This window comes from Rhodoplanes sp. SY1 (assembly GCF_046000175.1).
Lineage (GTDB): Bacteria > Pseudomonadota > Alphaproteobacteria > Rhizobiales > Xanthobacteraceae > Rhodoplanes.
Map to the genome: position 1 here is coordinate 15,803 of NZ_JBEOMB010000006.1, position 18,556 is coordinate 34,358.

Annotated in this window: 17 protein-coding genes; 10 read left to right on the forward strand and 7 right to left on the reverse strand. The window is 72.5% G+C overall.

Annotated elements, in window-relative coordinates:
* Positions 1-112 precede the first annotated feature (112 nt).
* Entirely contained in the window at positions 113-532 is a 420-nt protein-coding gene (locus tag ABTU92_RS01975) for a hypothetical protein (protein WP_408087150.1), read from the forward strand.
* Between the two features lie 221 nt (positions 533-753).
* On the opposite strand, the gene ABTU92_RS01980 is transcribed toward ABTU92_RS01975, so the two are convergent.
* The 3 genes from ABTU92_RS01980 to ABTU92_RS01990 all read right to left on the reverse strand — a co-directional run bounded on the left by ABTU92_RS01980 (position 754) and on the right by ABTU92_RS01990 (position 4,417).
* The gene (locus tag ABTU92_RS01980; protein ID WP_408087152.1) at positions 754-2,589 is read right to left on the reverse strand and encodes an ABC-F family ATP-binding cassette domain-containing protein; all 1,836 of its coding nucleotides are present in this window, start codon (positions 2,587-2,589) and stop codon (positions 754-756) included.
* Positions 2,589-3,116: a YaiI/YqxD family protein gene (locus tag ABTU92_RS01985; RefSeq protein ID WP_408087178.1), complete on the reverse strand. Its 528-nt coding sequence runs from the start codon at positions 3,114-3,116 to the stop codon at positions 2,589-2,591. Before ABTU92_RS01985 ends, ABTU92_RS01980 begins: the two co-directional genes overlap by 1 nt.
* Before the next feature lie 530 nt (positions 3,117-3,646).
* Complete coding sequence (locus ABTU92_RS01990) at positions 3,647-4,417, reverse strand: hypothetical protein (protein ID WP_408087154.1); 771 nt, start codon at positions 4,415-4,417, stop codon at positions 3,647-3,649.
* 1,973 nt (positions 4,418-6,390) lie between these two features.
* Here ABTU92_RS01990 and ABTU92_RS01995 point away from each other — a divergent pair.
* Complete coding sequence (locus ABTU92_RS01995) at positions 6,391-6,870, forward strand: hypothetical protein (RefSeq protein ID WP_408087156.1); 480 nt, start codon at positions 6,391-6,393, stop codon at positions 6,868-6,870.
* Positions 6,871-6,876: 6 nt separating this feature from the next.
* Here the strand turns inward: ABTU92_RS01995 and ABTU92_RS02000 are convergent, their stop codons facing one another.
* Positions 6,877-7,860: a Bug family tripartite tricarboxylate transporter substrate binding protein gene (locus tag ABTU92_RS02000; RefSeq protein ID WP_408087158.1), complete on the reverse strand. Its 984-nt coding sequence runs from the start codon at positions 7,858-7,860 to the stop codon at positions 6,877-6,879.
* Between the two features lie 211 nt (positions 7,861-8,071).
* Positions 8,072-9,169, reverse strand: coding sequence for a mandelate racemase/muconate lactonizing enzyme family protein (locus ABTU92_RS02005; protein ID WP_408087160.1), 1,098 nt, complete (start codon positions 9,167-9,169; stop codon positions 8,072-8,074).
* A 172-nt stretch (positions 9,170-9,341) separates the two neighbouring features.
* Between ABTU92_RS02005 and ABTU92_RS02010 the strand changes: the two genes are divergently transcribed.
* From ABTU92_RS02010 to ABTU92_RS02020, 3 genes are all read left to right on the forward strand, one after another.
* The gene (locus tag ABTU92_RS02010) at positions 9,342-10,301 is read left to right on the forward strand and encodes a LysR substrate-binding domain-containing protein (protein ID WP_408087162.1); all 960 of its coding nucleotides are present in this window, start codon (positions 9,342-9,344) and stop codon (positions 10,299-10,301) included.
* A gap of 68 nt (positions 10,302-10,369) precedes the next feature.
* Complete coding sequence (locus tag ABTU92_RS02015; RefSeq protein WP_408087164.1) at positions 10,370-10,807, forward strand: hypothetical protein; 438 nt, start codon at positions 10,370-10,372, stop codon at positions 10,805-10,807.
* A gap of 174 nt (positions 10,808-10,981) precedes the next feature.
* Positions 10,982-11,551 carry a disulfide bond formation protein B gene (locus tag ABTU92_RS02020; RefSeq protein ID WP_408087166.1) on the forward strand — a complete coding sequence of 190 codons (570 nt, stop codon included), beginning with the start codon at positions 10,982-10,984 and terminating at the stop codon, positions 11,549-11,551.
* A 120-nt stretch (positions 11,552-11,671) separates the two neighbouring features.
* Here ABTU92_RS02020 and ABTU92_RS02025 read toward each other — a convergent pair whose 3' ends face one another.
* Positions 11,672-12,037, reverse strand: a complete 366-nt coding sequence (locus ABTU92_RS02025; RefSeq protein ID WP_201160154.1) for a hypothetical protein — start codon at positions 12,035-12,037, stop codon at positions 11,672-11,674.
* Between the two features lie 257 nt (positions 12,038-12,294).
* Between ABTU92_RS02025 and ABTU92_RS02030 the strand changes: the two genes are divergently transcribed.
* The 5 genes from ABTU92_RS02030 (at position 12,295) to hutC (ending at position 16,484) form a co-directional block, all read left to right on the forward strand.
* Positions 12,295-12,921, forward strand: coding sequence for a hypothetical protein (locus ABTU92_RS02030; protein WP_408087168.1), 627 nt, complete (start codon positions 12,295-12,297; stop codon positions 12,919-12,921).
* Positions 12,908-13,312: a transcriptional regulator gene (locus tag ABTU92_RS02035; RefSeq protein WP_408087170.1), complete on the forward strand. Its 405-nt coding sequence runs from the start codon at positions 12,908-12,910 to the stop codon at positions 13,310-13,312. Before ABTU92_RS02030 ends, ABTU92_RS02035 begins: the two co-directional genes overlap by 14 nt.
* 94 nt (positions 13,313-13,406) lie before the next feature.
* Positions 13,407-14,171: a di-trans,poly-cis-decaprenylcistransferase gene (locus ABTU92_RS02040; protein WP_408087180.1), complete on the forward strand. Its 765-nt coding sequence runs from the start codon at positions 13,407-13,409 to the stop codon at positions 14,169-14,171.
* A 101-nt stretch (positions 14,172-14,272) separates the two neighbouring features.
* Positions 14,273-15,424 (forward strand): hypothetical protein, encoded by a 1,152-nt coding sequence (locus tag ABTU92_RS02045; RefSeq protein ID WP_408087172.1) that lies wholly within the window; start codon positions 14,273-14,275, stop codon positions 15,422-15,424.
* A gap of 286 nt (positions 15,425-15,710) precedes the next feature.
* Positions 15,711-16,484, forward strand: coding sequence for a histidine utilization repressor (gene hutC, locus ABTU92_RS02050; protein ID WP_408087174.1), 774 nt, complete (start codon positions 15,711-15,713; stop codon positions 16,482-16,484).
* A 359-nt stretch (positions 16,485-16,843) separates the two neighbouring features.
* On the opposite strand, the gene hutH is transcribed toward hutC, so the two are convergent.
* Positions 16,844-18,382, reverse strand: a complete 1,539-nt coding sequence (gene hutH, locus ABTU92_RS02055) for a histidine ammonia-lyase (protein WP_408087176.1) — start codon at positions 18,380-18,382, stop codon at positions 16,844-16,846.
* Positions 18,383-18,556: the final 174 nt, after the last annotated feature.

Here is an 18,556-nt window from a genome sequence, read left to right on the forward strand (position 1 = left end):
GACGCCCCCTCACCCGACGACTGCGCCGATGCGCAGTCGTCGACCTCTCCCCGCGCGCGGGGAGAGGTGACGTCACGGGACCTCGTCTCGTCGTGTTTCAAAGGACGATCTCATGAGAACGTTGAATCACGTCCTGTCAGCCGCCCTTCTGGGCGCGCTCTTTGTTGCTTCGCCGGTCGCGGCCGCCGAGAACCTCGACGGCGCGTGGGCGACCGACGGCTCCGCCTGCGACAAGATCTTCGTCAAGAAGGGCGGCCGCATCGTGTTCACCGACACGTCGGAGCTGCACGGCGGCGGCTTCGTCATCGAGGGCAATCGGGTGCGGGGCCGCGCCACCACCTGCGACATCAAGAGTCGCAAGACGGTCGGCACCGGGGCCAATGCAGTCACCCACATGCTGGCGAGCTGCGCCACCGACATCATGCTGTCGAACGTCCAGCTCAGCGTCCGCCAGCCCGCTCCCGACACGCTGGTGCGCATTTTCCCCGGCATGGAGGGGATGGAGATGACCTACAAGCGCTGCGCGATGTGAGAGAGCCGCATCCGTTGGTACCCTCTCCCTGAGGGTCGCGCGCTTGCGCGACAAGAGGGTCGACGCGCGGAGCGCGTCGGGGTGAGGGTTTACGGCGGCAGTTGGCTGGCCTCGGCACCCCCTCACCCGGGGTTCGCGCCTTCGGCGCGACCCCCGACCTCTCCCCGCTGGGGAGAGGTGAAACGGAGCATGCCCGCTCGTTTTTAACGAGCCGCGCCCGCCTACCGCCCCTCGATCTCCTCGCGCAGAATCTCCAGTTCGAGCCAGCGCTCCTCGGCGGCGGCGAGCTCGGCCTCGGCTCTCGCCGCGGCCTGCGAGGTCTCGTCGAAGGCCTTTCGGTCGCGCGCGAACAGCGCCGGGTCGGCGAGCTTCTGGTGCAGGGTCGCGATCTGCTGCTGCAGCTTCGCCATGGTCTTCGGCAACGTCTCCAGCGCGTGCTTCTCGTTGAAGGAAAGCTTGCGCTTAGCGGCCTTCGCGTCGCCGGCGGCCGCCGTCGGCGCGGCCGCGTCGTCCGCCGCAGCCGGCTTCTCCTTCGTCCCCTTCGCCGCCGCGGGCCTAAAAAGATCCGCGCCGCGTTGCGCGATCATGTCGGTGTAGCCGCCGGCATATTCGGTCCAGCGGCCATCGCCCTCCGGCACGATCACGGCGTTGACGATGCGGTCGAGGAAGTCGCGGTCGTGGCTGATCAGCAGCACCGTGCCGGCATAGTCGGCGAGCATCTCCTCCAGCACGTCGAGCGTGTCGAGGTCGAGGTCGTTGGTCGGTTCGTCGAGCACCAGCACGTTGGACGGCTTCGCCAAGGCGCGCGCCAGCATCAGCCGGCCGCGCTCGCCGCCCGACAGCGCGCCGACCACGGCGCGGGCCTGCTCGGGCGCGAACAAAAAGTCCTTCATGTAGCCGACGACGTGGCGCTGGGTGCCGCCGACCATCACGCTGTCGCCGCGCCCGCCGGTCAGCGTGTCGGCGACGGTGGCGTTCGCGTCCAGGCTGTCGCGCGACTGCTCGAGCGTCGCCATCTCGATATTGGCGCCGAGCCGGAGCGTGCCGGAGTCCGGCGCCAGCACGCCGGTGAGCAGCGACAGCAGCGTCGTCTTGCCGGTGCCGTTGGGGCCGACGATGCCGATGCGGTCGCCGCGCTGGATGCGGGTGGAGAAGTCGGTGACGATCGGCCGGCCGTCGTAGGACTTCGAGATCCCCTTCGCCTCGACGACCAGCGTGCCCGACTTGTCGGCCTGGGCGGCGGCGAGCGACACGCTGCCGGCGGTCGCGCGGTAGTCGCGTCGCGCCTGGCGCAGCGCCTGGAGCTCGCCGACGCGACGCATGTTGCGCTTGCGGCGCGCCGTCACGCCGTAGCGCATCCAGTGCTCCTCGGCGACGATCTTGCGGTCGAGCTTGTGCTGGTCGCGCTCCTCCTCGGCCAGCACGTCGTCGCGCCACGCCTCGAAGTCCGAGAAGCCGCGCTCGATCCGCCGCAGGCGCCCACGGTCGAGCCACACCGTGATGCGCGACAGATCGGCGAGGAAGCGCCGGTCGTGGCTGATCATCACCATGGCGGCGCGCGTCGCGTCGAGCTCGGCCTCCAGCCACTCGATCACCGGCAGGTCGAGATGGTTGGTCGGCTCGTCGAGCAGCAGGATGTCGGGGGCGGGCGCCAGCACGCGGGCGATGGCGGCGCGGCGCGCCTCGCCGCCCGACAGCGTCCCGGGACTCTCCTCGCCGGTCAGGCCGAGCTGCTCGAGCAGATAGCGCGCGCGGTAATGATCGTCGCCAGGGCCGAGGCCGGCCTCGACATAGGCGAGCACGGTCGGCGCGTCGCCGAAGTCCGGCTCCTGCGGCAGGTAGCGCACCGTCGCGCCGGGCTGCACGAAGCGGCTGCCGCGGTCGCTCTCGATCAGGCCGGCGGCGATCTTGAGGAGAGTCGACTTCCCCGAGCCGTTGCGGCCGACCAGGCAGACGCGCTCGCCCGGCGCGACCGCGAGCTCGACGCCGTCGAGCAGCGGATGGCCGCCGAAGGTGAGGCCGATGTCTTTCAGTTGCAGCAGAGGCGGGGGCGCCATCAGATTCTCGTTCCGGGTCGGGGGGCGGCGCGGCGGGCGCGGCGCACCGCCTGCTCCAGCGCCTGCAGGAAGGCGGAGCGGTCGCGCGGCGAGAACGGCCGCGGGCCGCTCGTCTGCTCGCCGGCGGAGCGCAGATCGGTGATCAGGTTGAGCACCGCGAGCGCCATGCCGATGTCGGCCTCGGTGAACAGCCGCCCGTTCGGCGCCACCGCGATGGCGCCCGCCTTGATGCTGCGGCTCGCCAGCGGGATGTCCTGCGTCACGACGATGTCGGCGGGTTTGACACGCGACGCGATCACGTCGTCGGCGGCGTCCATGCCGGCACCGGCGGCGATGCGCTCGATCGACGGGTCGGCCGGCACGCGGATGAATCCGGCCGCCACCACGGTCACGGGCAGGCCGTGCCGCGCCGCGACCTTGAAGATCTCGTCCTTCACCGGACAGGCGTCGGCATCGACATAGATGCGCGGTCCGTCGGTCGAAGGCGTGTCGGGCGGTGTCGCGGTGCTGTCGGGTGGGCCATTCATGCGGTGGCGATAACGGGTTTTGGTGAGGAAGGCCACGGGGGCGCCTCGGAGAAGGCCGCGTGTCCCGGGCGCGGCGCAAAGCGCCGTGACCCGGGACCCAGGGGCGACAGAGCGAGGTGCTCGCCGTGCCGCCCGTCGTGCCGCCCCTAGGCCCCGGCTCTGCGGCGCATCAGGCCTGCGGCCCGATGCGCCTTGTCCGGGGCACGAGGCCGGGGACCGGGCGGAGCCCGACCAGCAGGCGCGAGGCCAAAATGCGAAGGGCTGCCCGCGAGGGCAGCCCTTCCATTGTCGAAACCGGGTCCGGCGAGGACCGCGGACGCCGCTTACGCGGCGCGGACCTCGCGAGAGGCGAGGATCCAGGTCGCAGCCGGAGACCACGGCGAGAGACAATGAGACACTGGATCACCTCCTTTCGGTTGTTGACGATGGTCGCAGATGTAGGGTGCGCAGCAGCGGAACGGAAGAGGGGCGCCGCCTACCACTGCGACGGCTCGCTTCTCTCCCGGCGAGAGGGAGGAACGAGGCCGGCCTCACAGCTTGTCGACGAGCTCGCCGAGACCCATCACGTGGGAGAGCGAGCGGATCTCGCGCTTCTGGTCCTCGCGCAGCGTCCCCACGAAGGGCGTGGCGGCGGTCCTCAGCCGCTCGAGGCTCTGCGTCTCGAGCACCGCGGGCGCCGTGCCGCGGCGGTCGGCGCTGCGCCGCCAGACGACGCCGCGCAGCGCCGTCTCGACCGGGCCCCACAGCCGCTCCTGCTCGGCCGTCAGCTTCAGCCGCGTCTTGATGGAGGCGATCTGGGCGTCGTTGAGGAGGGCGTTGGAGGGGCGGGCGCGGCCGGGCTCGGGCGCCGCCGGGGTCGCGGGCAACGCCGCATAGGCCGAGACCGGGCCGCCCGGGGCCGCCCCGAGACCCGACGCACCCGCACCTCCGCCGAAGCGCTCGGCGAAGTCGGCGCCGGGGGCATCGGGAACGGCGAGGGCGAGCAGCTCCGGCACGAAGCGCAGCTTGACGGCCTCGGCGGCGCTCAGCTCCGGCTCGGCCGGCGGCGAGGGTTTGGGCGGTGACGGGGCGCGGCTGCTCATCCACACGGTCATCACCCCGGCGACCGCCACGGCGACGGCCAGGAAGGTCAGCGGGGCGGCGACCGTCGGCCACAGCGGCGCCGGACGCCCGGGGGGGCGGGGCCGCGCTGCGATCGGCGCCGGCACGCGCGGGCCGGTCGCGCCGCGGCTGCTCCACGGCCGCGAGGCGGCGTGTCGCGCCGGCCGGCCGGAGGCGTTTCGAATGGTCGGACCGGCCATCGCGTCTCGATCGGCGTCTCGCGTCGCAACACGGGGGCGGCCCGGACCGGACCCGATCGCGGCAAGGCGCCTCGGGTCGGGACAGATTTAGCAAAAATAGCCAGAACGTGCGACTCGGGAATATTTCTTCCAAATCCGCGGTTTAACGCGAATTTAAGCGACCGTGCCGAGGATCGGGGAACGTGACGTTCATTGGAAATGCTGCCGGCGGTTGCCCCCCGTCTCGCGCCGGCGGTCGTGCCCGTGAACCTTCCGCCACGCTTCGGCTCGTCGGCCGGGCGCCTTCGGTCTCTCCGCGCCGGAGATCGGCGGGCTGCGTGAAGGCTCGTCCTGCCACCGCGCCTTCTGTCTCGGGACTCCATGATCAGGCCGCCCCGCCGCATCGGCACCAAGCTCGCGCTCTCGGCCGCCGTCGGCGTGCTGCTGGTGCTCGGGATGATCGTCAACACCGGCCTCGGCGGCCGCTCGACCCTGCAGATGACCGGCGCCGCCGACGCTCGCCAGAAGGCGGCCCAGGAGGCCGGCCGGATCGGCCTGCATTTCGAGCGCATGCAGACCTACACGCGCGACGCCCAGCTCGCCCGCGACGAGGCGGCCGTCGACACCGCCCTGCATGCGCTCGAACGCTCCTCGGGCGACGGCTTCGCCCTGCTCGACCAGCTCGCCGAGCGCAGCAAGGACGCGGGCGGCGCCGACACCCTCGACAAGATCCGCGAGCTCTACGCCGACTATCTCACCGGCGCGGCCGAGCTGGTCGAGAGCCAGCGCGCCCTGGTCGGCCTGTGGGCCGAGCGGCGCCGCCTCGCCGGCGCCTGGGACGCCGCCGTCGAGCGCACCGCCGACCTGATCGCCGAGCAGGCCGTCGACGCCCGCGCCTTCGAGGCACGCCTGCGCGCCGCCTCGGCAGCGGTCGGCGCGCTGCGCATCGCCTCGTTCGATTTCGACGAGCAACGCGCCGCGGCGCCGGGCGAGCGCGTCGCCGCGCAGGCCCGCGAGGCGGCCGATCTGTTCGAGCGCGCCCGCCGGGCGAGCCCCGTCGCGGCGCTGACCGAGGCGGTCGGCCCGCTCGCCGAGACGCTGTCGGGCCTGAGCGACACCATGGCCCGGATCGTCACGACCATCGCCGAGCAGGACGTATTGCTGAAGGACCGGCTGGGGCCGATCGTCGCCCGCATCGACACGCTGCTGACCGGCGTCATCGACGGCGCGAACGCCGTTGCGGCGCAGGAGATGGAGGCGACCGCGCAGAGCATCGCCGACGCGACGCTGATCAACACGGCGGCCGGCGGCTTCGTGGTGATCGTGCTGATCGGCTCCGCCGTGTACGGCGCCTTCGCCATCGGCCGGCCGATCCGCCGGGTCGGCGCCATCCTGCAGGCGCTCGCCGACGGCGACCGCGCCGTCACGATCCCCTATGTGATGCGGCGCGACGAGGTCGGCGACAACGCCCGCGCCGCCCAGGCTTTCAAGGACAATCTCGACCGCATCGCCCGGATGGAGGCCGAGCAGCGCGCCGCCGACGAGCGCGCCGCCGTCGACCGCCAGAGCGCCGTGCACCGCATCGCCGACGCCTTCGAGACGGCGGTCGGGGCGATCGTCGAGACCGTGTCGCAGGCGGCGACCGAGCTCGAGGGCGCCTCCGGCAGTCTCACCCGCACGGCCGAGACCACCCAGCATCTGTCGACCGCCGTCGCGGCCGCCTCCGAGCAGGCCTCGGCGAATGTCGAGAACGTCGCCACCGCGACCACCGAGATGGCGGCATCGGTCAACGAGATCAGCCGTCAGGTGCAGGATTCGACCCGCATCGCCGCCGCCGCCGTGCGCCAGGCCGAGAGCACCGACGCGCGCATCGCCGCGCTCTCGGCCGCGGCGGCGCGCATCGGCGACGTCGTCGAGCTGATCCGCGAGGTCGCCGAGCAGACCAATCTCCTCGCCCTCAACGCCACGCCGGCGAGGCCGGCAAGGGTTTTGCCGTGGTCGCCCAGGAGGTCAAGGCGCTCGCCACCCAGACCAGCAAGGCGACCGGCGAGATCGGGTCGCAGATTTCCGCCATCCAGGCGGCGACGCACGACTCGGTCGTCGCCATCAAGGAGATCGGCGGCACCATCGCGCACATGTCGGAGATCGCCGCGGCGATCGCGGCCGCCGTCGAGGAGCAGCACGCGGCGACCGCCGAGGTGGCGCGCAACATCCAGCAGGCCTCCGCCGGCACGGCCGAGGTGGCCCGCACCATCGGCGAGGTGAGCCGCGGTGCCGGCGCGACCGAGCAGGCGTCCGAGCAGGTGCGCAACTCGGCGACCGTGCTGGCCGCCGAGGGCGGCAAGCTCAAGGACGAGGTGCGCCGCTTCCTGGTGAACGTCCGCACCGGCCCGCTCGACCGTCGCGAAGGCGACGACCCGGGCTACAAGGGTCCGGAGCGCCGCGGCGACCATCGGGGAACACGGGCGGCGTGAGCCGGCTCACTCCGGCTTGATGTTGCCGACCGCGATGATGTGCTTCCACTTGTCGATCATGGTCGCGATGTGGGCGGTGTACGCGGCCGGGGTCGAGCCGATCGGCTGGTAGCCGATCTCCTCCATGCGGCTGCGGGTCGCCGCGTCGCGCACCGCGGCCTGGGCGGCCTTGGCGAGCTTGGCGAGGATGTCGGGCGGCAGCCCGGCCGGGCCGACGAGGCCGAAGTCCGGCGCCGCGTCGACCTTGGGCAGGCCGGCCTCGGCCATGCTGGGCACGTCGGGCAGCTGCGCGACCCGGCCCGTCGTGACGCCGAGCGCCTTCAGCTTGCCGGTGCGAATCTGCTCCAGCACGGCCGGAATGGTGGAGAAGTTGAAGTCCACCTTGCCGGCGATCAGATCCATGATGGCCGGGCCGCCGCCGCGATACGGCACCGACACCACGTCGAGCCCGGCCTCCTGGCGGAACTGCTCGCAGCCGAGATGCACGGCGGTGCCGATGCCGGCCGTCGCCATGGTGAGCGAGCCCGGCTTCGCCTTGCCGAGCGCGATCAGCTCCCTCACGGTCGACACCGGCAGGCTCGCCGGCACGACCAGCACCAGCGAGGTCTTGGCGAGCAGCGAGATCGGCGTGAAGTCGCGCACCGTGTCGTAGGGCAGCTTGGCGCCGAACAGTCCGGGATTGATCGTGAAGGCACTATCGACGACGCCGATCGCGTAGCCGTCCGGCGCCGAGGAGGCGATCGCCTGGGTGCCGATCTGGCTCGCCCCGCCGCCGCGGTTGTCGACATAGAGCGACTGCCCGAGATCCTGGCCCATCGGCACGGCGACGAGGCGCGCCACGATGTCGGAGGCGCCGCCCGCCGCGTATGGCACCACGATCTTGATCGGCCGCTGCGGATAGTTTTGCGCATACGCCGGGCCGCCGAGAATGCTCGCCGTCGTGAGGGCCGTCAGACCGGTGAGGATGTCGCGTCGCGTAGGCTGGGTCATGTCTCTCTCCCGGGAGGATTCTCGTCTCGTTGCTCACGCCGGTGACACGGCACCGACTTGATGACCTCGGTTGGTCATTCCGGGGCGGCGCACGGCGCCGAACCCGGAATCCAGCCGAGCACACGGAGCTTGCCGCTGGATTCCGGGTTCGCAGCTTCGCTGCGTCCCGGAATGACCGACCAAACTCGTCACTCCAAAACCGCATGACGCGTCACGCCAGAAATCTCGTGATCAGCTCCAGGTCCGGATCGCCGCCGAGGCCCGGCGTCGTCGGCACGGCGACGTGTCCGTCCACGATCGGCACGAACGGTCCGCACGGGTCGCAGGCGAGGTCGCAGTAGAAGCGTTCGAGCGCGCTCGCTCGTGCCTTCGCGGCGAGCACGTGGATGGTGGCGAGATAGCCAGGGCCGAAGAACGGCGAATGCGGCACGCAGGTGAGGCCGGCGTCCTCGGCCTCCGTGCAGATGCGCCACAGCGGCGTCAGCCCCCCGATTTTTATCGCGCTCGGCTGGACGTAATCGACGCAGGCCGCGGCGCGCATCTTGGCGAAGTCGAGCGCGTTGCCGGCGTTCTCGCCGATCGCGGTCGGCACGCCGGTCGCGTGGCGCAGGGCGGCGAGCGCCGAGAAGTCCTCCGGCGGCCAGATCGGCTCCTCGATCCAGAGAATGTTCGACTGCGCCATGGCGGCGACCGGTTCGGCCGCCTCGTCGGGACGCCAGGCGCAGTTGGTGTCGACCATGATCGGCACGTCGGGGCCGGCGGCGGCGCGCGCCGCCGCGACCGCCGCGACGGTGCGCTCGTGCAGCTTGATCTGCGAGAAGCCGGCGCCGAGCGCCCGGTCGACGGCGAAGCGCAGCCGGTCGGCGTCGCCGTAGTATTGCAGCAGCGAGGCGTAGACCGGCACGCGGTCGCGTCGGCGGCCGCCGAGCAGTTCCGCCACCGGCACGCCGGCGCGCTTGCCGCGCAGATCCCACAGCGCGATGTCGAGGCCGGAGATCGCGTGCACGGTCGGCCCGGTGCGGCCGAGATTGTGCAGCGTCCGCTCGATCCGCTCCGGCAGACCGAGATCGTCGACGCGCTGGCCGAGCGCCAGCGGCGCCACCCATTCCCCGACCGCGGCCGTCACGGCCGACCAGAAGCTGCCATAGGCTTCGCCCCAGCCGACCAGCCCGCCGTCGGTCGTCACCCGGATCAGCACGGTGTCGAGGGTGGTGCGCGGCCGCCCGGCGAATTGCGGCGGCGGCGCCCAGTGGTCGAACGGGATCCTCAACGCGAAGGCGTCGACGGCCGCGATGGTCGGTCCGGTCATGCGCGACCCGTCATCGAAAGAACAGCCCGAAAAAGGCGGCTCGGGCGGGTCCGCCCGACGCGGATGTCGGCGGGGAATGGACTTCGCCCGACGGGCCCCGAACATCATTGTGGTCCCCGGCTTCATGTGATCCAAATGCCGATTGGTGCAGCATTCATGCTCCGAGGTTATGATGTTGTCGCTCCGGGAGCTGGACGTCTTCCGTCGCATCATGGAGCTCGGCAGCATCACGGCGGCCGCCGAGGCGCTGCACATCTCGCAGCCGGCGGTGAGCCGGATGCTGCAGCAGGCCGAGCTGCGGCTCGGCTTTCCGCTGTTCCTGCGCCACCGCAAGCGGCTCATCGCGACCTCCGAGGCGCAGGCGCTGTTTCCCGACACGGTCGCGGCCTTCGCGGCGCTCGACGTGGTGCAGCGCCGGGCCGCCGACCTGAAGATCGGCACCGCCGGCGTGCTGGCGATTGCCGCGACCGCGGGCTTCGCCAACACGCTGCTCGCCCCGGCGGTGGCGCGCTTCCGGGCGGCCCGCCCCGACGCCGTCGTCACCCTGGAGGCGACCCGGGCGCTCGAGGTCGCCACCCGGGTCGCCGACCACCGCGCCGATCTCGGCTTCATCATCGACACCATCACGGTGCCGGGCGTGTCGGTGTCGGACCTGTGCGCCACCGCCTTCGGGGCCGTGATGCCGGCCGGCCATCCGCTGGCGCAACAGCCCGCCGTGACGCCCGCCGATCTCGTGGGTGAGCCGCTGATCTGCCTCGGCCGCGGCCTGCCGCTCGGCCTCCTCGCCATGCGGGTGTTCGCCGAGGCGGACGTGCCGCTCTCCGTCGCGATCGAGGTGACGCAATCGACCGTCGCCTGCGCCATGGTGCGGGCCGGCGCCGGCATCGCGCTGCTCGACGGCCTCGGGCTGATGGGGGAGGCGAGCCGCGACCTGGTGCTGCGGCCGCTGCGTCCCGCCGTGGCCGTGAAGGGGCGGCTGGTGCTGCCGCGCCACCGGCCGCCGTCGCGCCTCGCCGAGGCGTTCGCCACGGTCGTCCGCGAGGTGATCGCCGACAGCGATCCCGCGCTCCTCGCCTGGCCGTCGGGTCCGGACGCCGCGCGCCGGCGACACGACGTGACCGGCGCCGATTGATCCAGCCGCTTGACCGCTGCGACCGGGCGCCGCTAGCTCGTCGCGATCACAACCCGAGGGAGACCGTCGTGGCCGAGCAGACCCGCACCGTTCAGGACGGCGAGATCATCGCGCCGGGCGCGGAGGGCACCGTTATCGCCCATGCGCAGCTTCCGAACCTGGAGATCGAGGTGGTGCACGGCACCCTGCCGGACGGCAGCGGCGAGCGCCTGTCGATCAATCTCAAGGCGACGCCGTCGTTCGAGGCGTTCGGGCAGGCGCTGGAGGGCGCGAACCCGTTCGCTCTGTGGATGCAGGCCGTCCAGTCGACCTGGGCGCCGCTCCTGGCGATGAATCCGCTCCTGGCGGCCAACCCGTTCCTCGCCGCGAATCCGTTCCTGTCGGCGAACCCGCTGCTGGCGGCCAACCCGTTCTTCGGGGCCGGCGGATTCGCGGCGCTCGGCGGCATGCCGGTCTGCGGCTTCCCCGGACGCCAGGGCGCCAAGGCGCCGGGCACAACGAGCTGAAAGGACAGGACCGCGCATCGCGCGAGCCGGTCCGGCTTTGCGCGTCGGCGCGCGGCTGCCTTGCCTTGGCCGAAAAGCCGGCACACAAGCCGCTGTCCGGCTTTGCCGGGCGACGGCCGTGGTCCGCTCGGGCGCGGCCCAGGACACCGCCGAACGGCCCGAACGAGCTTCGCCATGAGCGCCCAGACCGACGCGATCGTTTCATCGGACGCCGAAAGAGCCACGGCGACCTCCACCCGGCGCTGGCCGCCCGCGGCGATCGCGGCGCTGACGATCGCCGCCGCCTCGACCGCGGTCGTGCTCGGCGCGCAGGTGTTCCAGCACGTCGTCGGAATCCCGCCCTGTCCGCTGTGCCTCGAGCAGCGCATCCCGCATTACGCCGCCGTCCCGGTCGCGCTGATCGTGGCGATGGCGGCGCGACGCCGGGCGCCGCGCGGTCTCGTCGCTGCCGGCTTCGTCCTCCTCGCCCTGGCGATGCTGACGGCGGCCGGGATCGGCGCCTATCACGCCGGCGTCGAGTGGGGCTTCTGGCCGGGGCCGAGCGACTGCTCGGGCGAGATCAAGGCGTTCGGCACTGCCGGCAGCCTCCTGCAGCAGATGCAGACCACCTCGGTGATCCGCTGCGACGTGGTCCTGTTCCGCTTCCTCGGCCTGTCGCTCGCCGGCTGGAACGTGGTGATGTCGACGGCGCTCGCCGGCCTCGCGGCCTGGGGCTTTACCCGCACGCTCCGCCGCCCGGCCTGAGCGGGTCGACCGACTGGCGACGGGGGCCGGCCGGTCTCCGACAGCGAACGTCCCGACACGCGGGGCGCGCCGGGACGTTCGAACCATCGATGCGTCGACGAAAATCGTCGAAGGGTGAGATCAGCCGCGCGGGGCGTCGTCGCGGCCGCGGCCGCGGCCACGCAGCAGGGTGCGGCGCCAGCGCTGGCGCAGCGCGAAACGGCAGCGCTCGCCGTCCTCGGCCGTGAACTGGGCGGCGCGGTCGAGCCCGCGCAGCGCCTCGACGATCTCCTCGACCGGCACGGGTCGCACCGGCCCGGCGCCCTCGGGCGCCTCGGCGGCATCGGACGCCCAGGCGATCAGGATGGCCCGCTTCTCGGCGAGGCTCAGATCCGGGTCCTCGACCACGGCCTCCGGATGCACGAAGGCATGGGCCGGATGCAGCATGGCGTCGAAGGCGAAATCGGAGGCGGCGCGGCGCAGCGGCGCCGACGGGATGGTTCGCATCGCGCGGTCTCCCAAGACCTCGTCCGGATCGGGATCCGGTGACACTGTTCGCGCGCCCCCGGAAGGGGCACGGGATCACATGAAACAACTTGTGAAAGCGGGGCTCCGCACGCGAGCCCATCGTGACGCCGATTTAGAATCCTTCACGCCAGAGTCAATCCTTATTCTACATCAGGGCGGTCATATCGGTGGTCAAAGTTAGTTGCGCTGGGTTTGCATCGGCGTATACTTTGCGACGCAAAGCCGCGGGAGGGGCGATGGCCGAGCTCGAGACCGACCTGGAGAAGGCGCTCGCCGACATCGACGCCATCAAGGCGCAGCTCGCCCGCGGCAGCGAGTTCCGCGGCTGGGGTCCGGCGACCGTGGCGCTGACCGGGCTGATGGCCGGCGCCGCCGCGGCCGCCCAGGCCGCCTTCATGCCCGACCCGGTCGACGTCACCAACTGGCTGGCGATCTGGGTGCTCACCGCCGTGCTCGGCATCGCGCTGGTCGTCGCCGAGGCGACGACGCGCTCGCGCCGCCTCCATTCGCATCTCGCCGACGAGATGATCCACGCCGCCGCCGCGCAGTTCGTCCCCGCCGCGGCGGTCGGCGCGCTGCTGCCGGTGGTGATCCTCAATGTCGCACCGGACGCGGTGTGGATGCTGCCCGGCCTGTGGCAGCTGGTCTTCGGCCTCGGCATCTTCGCGGCGAGCCGGGCGTTGCCGCAGGCGATGGCGGTGGCCGGGGCCTGGTACCTGGCCTGCGGCCTGGTCGTGCTCGCCGTCGCGGCCGGCGACCGCTCGCTGTCGCCGTGGGCGATGGGCCTGCCGTTCGGCATCGGCCAGCTCCTGTTCGCCGCCATCCTGCATCGTGCGCTCGGAGGTCGTCATGGCGGGTTCTGACCCGACCCGGCGCGGCGCCGTCGCCGGCCGCTTCGCCTACGAGGGGCTCGACCGGGTGATGCACGAGAAGGCGCGGCTCGGGGTTCTCACCTCGCTGATCGGGCATCCGCGCGGCCTCGCCTTCGCCGACCTCAAGCGCCTGTGCGGGCTGACCGACGGCAACCTGTCGCGCCATCTCCAGGTGCTGGCCGAGGCCGGGCTGGTCGAGATCCTCAAGGGCTACGACCACAATCGGCCGCAGACCGTCTGCCGCATCACCGAGGACGGCCGCCGCCGCTTCGTCGAGTATCTGGGCGTGCTCGAGCAGGTGGTGCGCGACGCCGCCGCGGCTGCCGGCCGCCCGGTCGCCTCCGCCCGCAGCGGCCTCGCCGACGATCCGGCGCCGGCCTGACGGGCCGGATCGACCGCGCCGATTCCACCATCCGACACCCCGCCTTCCGACTCCGAACGCCCGACCCGAGAGCCCCATGCCCAAGACCTTTGCGATGCAGAGCGACGCTCCGAACAATCCGCCGCGCCACGTCGCCATCGTGATGGACGGCAACGGCCGCTGGGCGACGGCCCGCGGCCTGCCGCGGCCGGCCGGCCATCAGGCCGGCGTCGAGACGGTGCGGCGGGTCGTCGAGGCGGCGCCGCGCCTCGGCATCGAGACGCTGACCCTCTACGCCTTCTCGTCCGACAACTGGCGCCGTCCCACCGCCGAGGTGGCCGCCCTGATGGCGCTGCTGCGCCGCTTCGTGCGGGCCGAGACCGGCCGGCTCGCCGAGGCCGGCGCCCGCGTCACCATGCTGGGCCGGCGCGACCGGCTGCCGGCCGGGCTCGCCGCCGAGATCGCCGCGGCCGAGCAAGCGACCGCGCAGGGGACCAAGCTGCATCTGCGCGTCGCGCTCGACTACTCGGCCCGCGACGCCATCCTCGACGCGGCGCGCCGCGCCGCCGCGCTGCCGCAGCTCACCCGCGAGGTGTTCGCCCGCCTCCTGTCCGGCGGCGACCACGCGGCCGAGCCGGCGCCCGACGTCGACCTTCTGATCCGCACCGGCGGCGAGCAGCGGCTGTCCGACTTCCTGCTGTGGGAATGCGCCTATGCCGAGCTGTTGTTCGTGCCCTGCCTGTGGCCCGACTTCTCGGCCGGCGACCTCGCCGACGCGGTCGCCTGGTACGCGGCGCGCGAGCGCCGGTTCGGCGGCGTCGGCTCGGCGTCGGCCGCCGCGCCGACGCCGGCCGTGACGCCGGTGCCGAGCGCCGCCTGAGCGCCTCGCCACGGCCGCCGCGCGACGTCCGGAGCGGTTGCAGCCGGACCGCCGGCGCGCGATCCTGTGACCGGCGGCTGCGTCGGCCGCGGGGGGAAGGCATGCAGCACCCGGTCCTGTTCGAGATGGTCGTCTTCGGCGGCGCCCTCGCCGCCACCTTGGCCTGGCATCTCGGCGTCGGCCGCCATCAGGACGCCAAGCGGCTCGCCGCCCTGAAGGCGGCAAGGCTCGCCACCGCCGGCGCGGCACCCGATGCGCCCGCGGCGCCGATCGCGCCGGGCGCGGCGCCATCGGATGTCGTCGCGGGAGCTGCCGTCGCGGCGCCGGCCGTCATGGTGCCCGCCATCGCCACGCCTGCGGTCGCGGCCGCCACGACATCCACACCGACAACGACCGAACCAGAAACACAACGCGGCGACGACCTGCATCGCCCACGGAGGAACGACATGGTCCTGAAGAACATTCTCGTCCATCTCGACGGCGGTCCTCGCACCGCCGAGCGCCTGGCGCTCGCCGTGCGCATCGCCGCGCGCAACCAGGCGCGGCTGACCGGCGTGTTCGGCCAGCTCGCCGAGGCGCATCGCGTCGGCGTCGTCGCCGAGTGGCCGCCGGCCGCCTATGCGACCGCCGCCGCGGAGAGCCGCGATGCGTTCTCCAGGATCGCCGGCAGCCTCGCCGACGCCGAATGGGTCGATCTCAATCGCGGCGGCGAGGACGAGATCATGCACCGTCTCGGCCAGCTCGCCTGCTATTCCGACCTCACCGTGCTGGGCCAGCACGAGGACGCGGGGCGACGCCTCGCGCCCGCCGAGCTCGCCACCCATGTCTGCTCGGCGAGCGGCCGGCCCGTGCTGGTGGTTCCTTATGCGGGCCACTTCCCCGATGTCGGACGGCGGCCGATGTTCGCCTGGAGCGAGACGGCGGGCGCGGCACGCGCCCTCGCCGACGGCCTCGCCCTGACCAGCCCGGACGCCGAGGCGCTGCTGCTCTATGCCTACGAGCGCAACCTGCGCAGCGAGTTCGCCGAGCGCGCCGTGTCGCTCCTGAAGAGCCACGGCGTCACGGCGCAGTTCGAGCCGTTCGCGCTCGAGGACGAGACCATGATGGACGTGCTCCTCAACTTCGCCTCCGACCACGGCGCCGACCTGATGACGCTCGGGCTCACCGGCAGCGTCGGCCTGTCGCTGTTCGACCGCGGCCGCCCGAAGCCGACCCTGCGCGAGCTCACCGTCCCGGTGCTGTGCGCGTGCTGATCTGTCGTGATGGGTTCTGAGTCTCGCGTGCTCGCGGCCACCCCCCTCCCGTCGCGCTTCGCGCGACACCCTCCCCCACAAGGGGGGAGGGAACGCTGGAACCGCGGGCTCGAGTGTCGGAACATCGAGCATGTCGATCGTCCGGCGTCTTGCCGCAGTTCTCTCCCTCCCCCCTTGTGGGGGAGGGGTGGGGAGGGGGGTACGACCCGAATAGGGGTGCCCGCTATTCGGATTCGAGCCCCGCACTGGTCGCGCAATGGTCGCTTCAGCATCACCGGGCGTGGCGATGGCGCGTGACGACGACGGCGTCGGGGATGCGGGCGCGAGCGCGGCGGGCGGGGCCGACCGCTCGCTGCACCAGCGCATCCGCGCCGATCTCGAGGAGCGGATCCTTTCCGGCGCCTGGAGCCCCGGCCACCGCATTCCGTTCGAGCACGAATTGATGGCGCAGTACGGCTGCGCCCGCATGACCGTCAACAAGGTGCTGTCCGGTCTGGTCGAGGCCGGGCTGATCGAACGGCGCCGCCGCGCCGGCAGCTTCGTGCGGCGGCCGGTCGGCCAGTCGGCGGTGCTGCGCATTCCCGACGTGAAGGCGGAGGTTCTGTCGCGCGGGGAGGCGTACCAGTACGAGCTGATCGGCTGCACGCGGCGCAAGGCGACGCGCGACGACCGCGCCCGCATCGCGGTTCCGGCCGGCGCACCCGTGCTGGCGCTGCTGTGCCGCCATGTCGCCGACGGGCGCGCCTATGCGCTCGAGGACCGGCTGATCGCGCTCGACAGCGTGCCCGAGGCGGCGTCGGCCGACTTCTCGACGGAACTGCCGGGGACGTGGCTGCTCGCCCATGTGCCGTGGCACGAGGCCGAGCACGAGATCACGGCGGCGCCCGCCGACGCGCGGATCGCGGCGCGGCTCGACGTGCCGGTCGGCACCGCGTGCCTCGTCATCGCGCGGCGCACCTGGCGGGGCGGCGCCCCGATCACGGCGGTGCGCATCTGGTACCCCGGCGACCGCCAGACGCTCGTCGCCCGCTTCACCCCGGCGACCGCGGCGGGACGGTGAGGACGGCGGGCGCTCGTCGTGTGGCGCCCCCCACCCCCGACCCCTCCCCGCCATTTGCTGGCGCAAATGGGGGGAGGGGAGTCGAGGCGCTGCGGCGATCTCTTTTGAGCACGGCGCCGCGGCTCCCCTCCCCCCGCTCGCGAAGCGAGTGGCGGGGAGGGCTTTGGCGCGCAACGCGCGCCGGGGGTGGGGGGAGCAGCGGTTGTCATCACGCACGACACCCGCGTGATGATCTGATCTGATCACGATCGCTGATCACGAGGCGTAGGGTGGGTAAAGCTGCGACAGCGGCGTGCCCACGTGCCGGGTCGGCTGGGACCGCGTGGGCACACCGCGCCTTCGGCGCGGCTTTGCCCACCCTACGACTGGGACTCCAGCCCCGGAAGCACGACGGGCAGGACCGTGGCGGCGATCGCGCCGGTGCGGACGAGATCGGCGGCGGCGGTCATGTCGGGATGCAGGTGGCGGTCGTCGTCGAGCGCCGGCACTTTTTCGCGCAACGCTCGGCGGACGGCCTCCAAGGGCCGGCTCGATCGCAGGGGGTCGTGAAAGTCGCAGGCCTGCGCCGCGGCCAGAAGCTCGATCGCGATGACGTTCATGGCGTTCTCGACCATGCCGAGGAGGCGGCGCGCGCCGTGCGCCGCCATCGACACGTGATCTTCCTGGTTGGCCGAGGTGGGGATCGAGTCGACGCTCGCCGGGGTGGCGCGCTGCTTGTTCTCGGAAACGAGCGCGGCCGCCGTCACCTGCGGGATCATGAAGCCGGAGTTGAGGCCCGGCTTCGGCGTGAGGAACGCCGGCAGGCCGGAGAGCGCCGGATCGACCAGCATGGCGATGCGGCGCTCGGCGAGCGCGCCGATCTCGCACACGGCGAGCGCGATCTGGTCGGCCGCGAAGGCGACCGGCTCGGCGTGGAAGTTGCCGCCCGAGAGCGCCTCGCCGGTGTCGGCGAAGATCAGCGGGTTGTCGGTGACGCCGTTGGCCTCGGTGGCGAGCGTCGCGGCGCCCTGGCGCAGGAGATCGAGCACGGCGCCCATCACCTGCGGCTGGCAGCGCAGGCAATAGGGATCCTGCACGCGCGGATCGTCGCGCAGGTGCGAGGCCCGGATGGCGCTGCCCTCCATCAGGGCGCGCAGCGCCGCCGCGGTCTCGATCTGGCCGCGATGGCCGCGCAGCGCGTGGATGCGCGGATCGAACGGCGTGTCGGAGCCGCGCGCCGCGTCGGTCGCGAGCGCCCCGGTGACGAGCGCCGAGTGGAACAGCCGCTCCGCCTCGAACAGGCCGGCGAGCGCCTGGGCGGTGGAGAACTGGGTGCCGTTGAGGAGCGCCAGCCCCTCCTTGGCCGCGAGCGTCAGCGGCGCCAGCCCGGCGCCCGACAGGGCCTCGGCGGCGGGCACGCGGGTGCCGCGGACGAGAATGTCGCCGACCCCGATCATCGCCGCCGTCATGTGGGCGAGCGGCGCGAGATCGCCCGAGGCGCCGACCGAACCCTGCGCCGGCACCACTGGGATCAGATCGTTCGCCACCAGGGCGGCGAGGAGATCGATCGTCTCGAGGCGCACGCCCGAGGCCCCCTGCGCCAGGCTCGCGAGCTTCAAGACCATCATCAGCCGGGCGACCGGCGGCGCCATCGCGTCGCCGACGCCGGCCGCGTGGCTGAGCACGATGTTGCGCTGGAGCGTCTCGAGATCGGCGTCGCCGATGCGCACGCTGGCGAGCTTCCCGAAGCCGGTGTTGATGCCGTAGACGGGCTCGCCTTTGGCGAGGATGCGCCCGACCGCGGCGGCCCCGGCGGCGATCGCCGGCCGCGTCGCCGGATCGAGCGCGATCGCGGCGCCGCGATAGACGGCCCGCCACTCCGACAACGTCACCGCACCGGGCCTGATCAGGATGGTCATGAGGGTCTACCGGGTTGATCTGATCAGCTTCGATCCAGACGGCGGATGTCGGCGCGAGCCCGGCACCCACCCCCGAACGCAGCGTTCTGGGCTGGATTCCGGGTTCGGCGCTTCGCGCCGCCCCGGAATGACCACCCCGTCGATCATCGCTTGGCGTCGCATCGCCCGTCCGAT

Bases quoted from the DNA above. Each gene is read 5' to 3' on its own strand.
- ABTU92_RS01975 (WP_408087150.1), top strand. From the start codon at position 113: ATGAGAACGTTGAATCACGTCCTGTCAGCCGCCCTTCTGGGCGCGCTC.
- ABTU92_RS01980 (WP_408087152.1), bottom strand. From the start codon at position 2,589: ATGGCGCCCCCGCCTCTGCTGCAACTGAAAGACATCGGCCTCACCTTC.
- ABTU92_RS01985 (WP_408087178.1), bottom strand. From the start codon at position 3,116: ATGAATGGCCCACCCGACAGCACCGCGACACCGCCCGACACGCCTTCG.
- ABTU92_RS01990 (WP_408087154.1), bottom strand. From the start codon at position 4,417: ATGGCCGGTCCGACCATTCGAAACGCCTCCGGCCGGCCGGCGCGACAC.
- ABTU92_RS02000 (WP_408087158.1), bottom strand. From the start codon at position 7,860: ATGACCCAGCCTACGCGACGCGACATCCTCACCGGTCTGACGGCCCTC.
- ABTU92_RS02005 (WP_408087160.1), bottom strand. From the start codon at position 9,169: ATGACCGGACCGACCATCGCGGCCGTCGACGCCTTCGCGTTGAGGATC.
- ABTU92_RS02010 (WP_408087162.1), top strand. From the start codon at position 9,342: ATGTTGTCGCTCCGGGAGCTGGACGTCTTCCGTCGCATCATGGAGCTC.
- ABTU92_RS02020 (WP_408087166.1), top strand. From the start codon at position 10,982: ATGAGCGCCCAGACCGACGCGATCGTTTCATCGGACGCCGAAAGAGCC.
- ABTU92_RS02025 (WP_201160154.1), bottom strand. From the start codon at position 12,037: ATGCGAACCATCCCGTCGGCGCCGCTGCGCCGCGCCGCCTCCGATTTC.
- ABTU92_RS02030 (WP_408087168.1), top strand. From the start codon at position 12,295: ATGGCCGAGCTCGAGACCGACCTGGAGAAGGCGCTCGCCGACATCGAC.
- ABTU92_RS02035 (WP_408087170.1), top strand. From the start codon at position 12,908: ATGGCGGGTTCTGACCCGACCCGGCGCGGCGCCGTCGCCGGCCGCTTC.
- ABTU92_RS02040 (WP_408087180.1), top strand. From the start codon at position 13,407: ATGCAGAGCGACGCTCCGAACAATCCGCCGCGCCACGTCGCCATCGTG.
- ABTU92_RS02045 (WP_408087172.1), top strand. From the start codon at position 14,273: ATGCAGCACCCGGTCCTGTTCGAGATGGTCGTCTTCGGCGGCGCCCTC.
- hutC (WP_408087174.1), top strand. From the start codon at position 15,711: ATGGCGCGTGACGACGACGGCGTCGGGGATGCGGGCGCGAGCGCGGCG.
- hutH (WP_408087176.1), bottom strand. From the start codon at position 18,382: ATGACCATCCTGATCAGGCCCGGTGCGGTGACGTTGTCGGAGTGGCGG.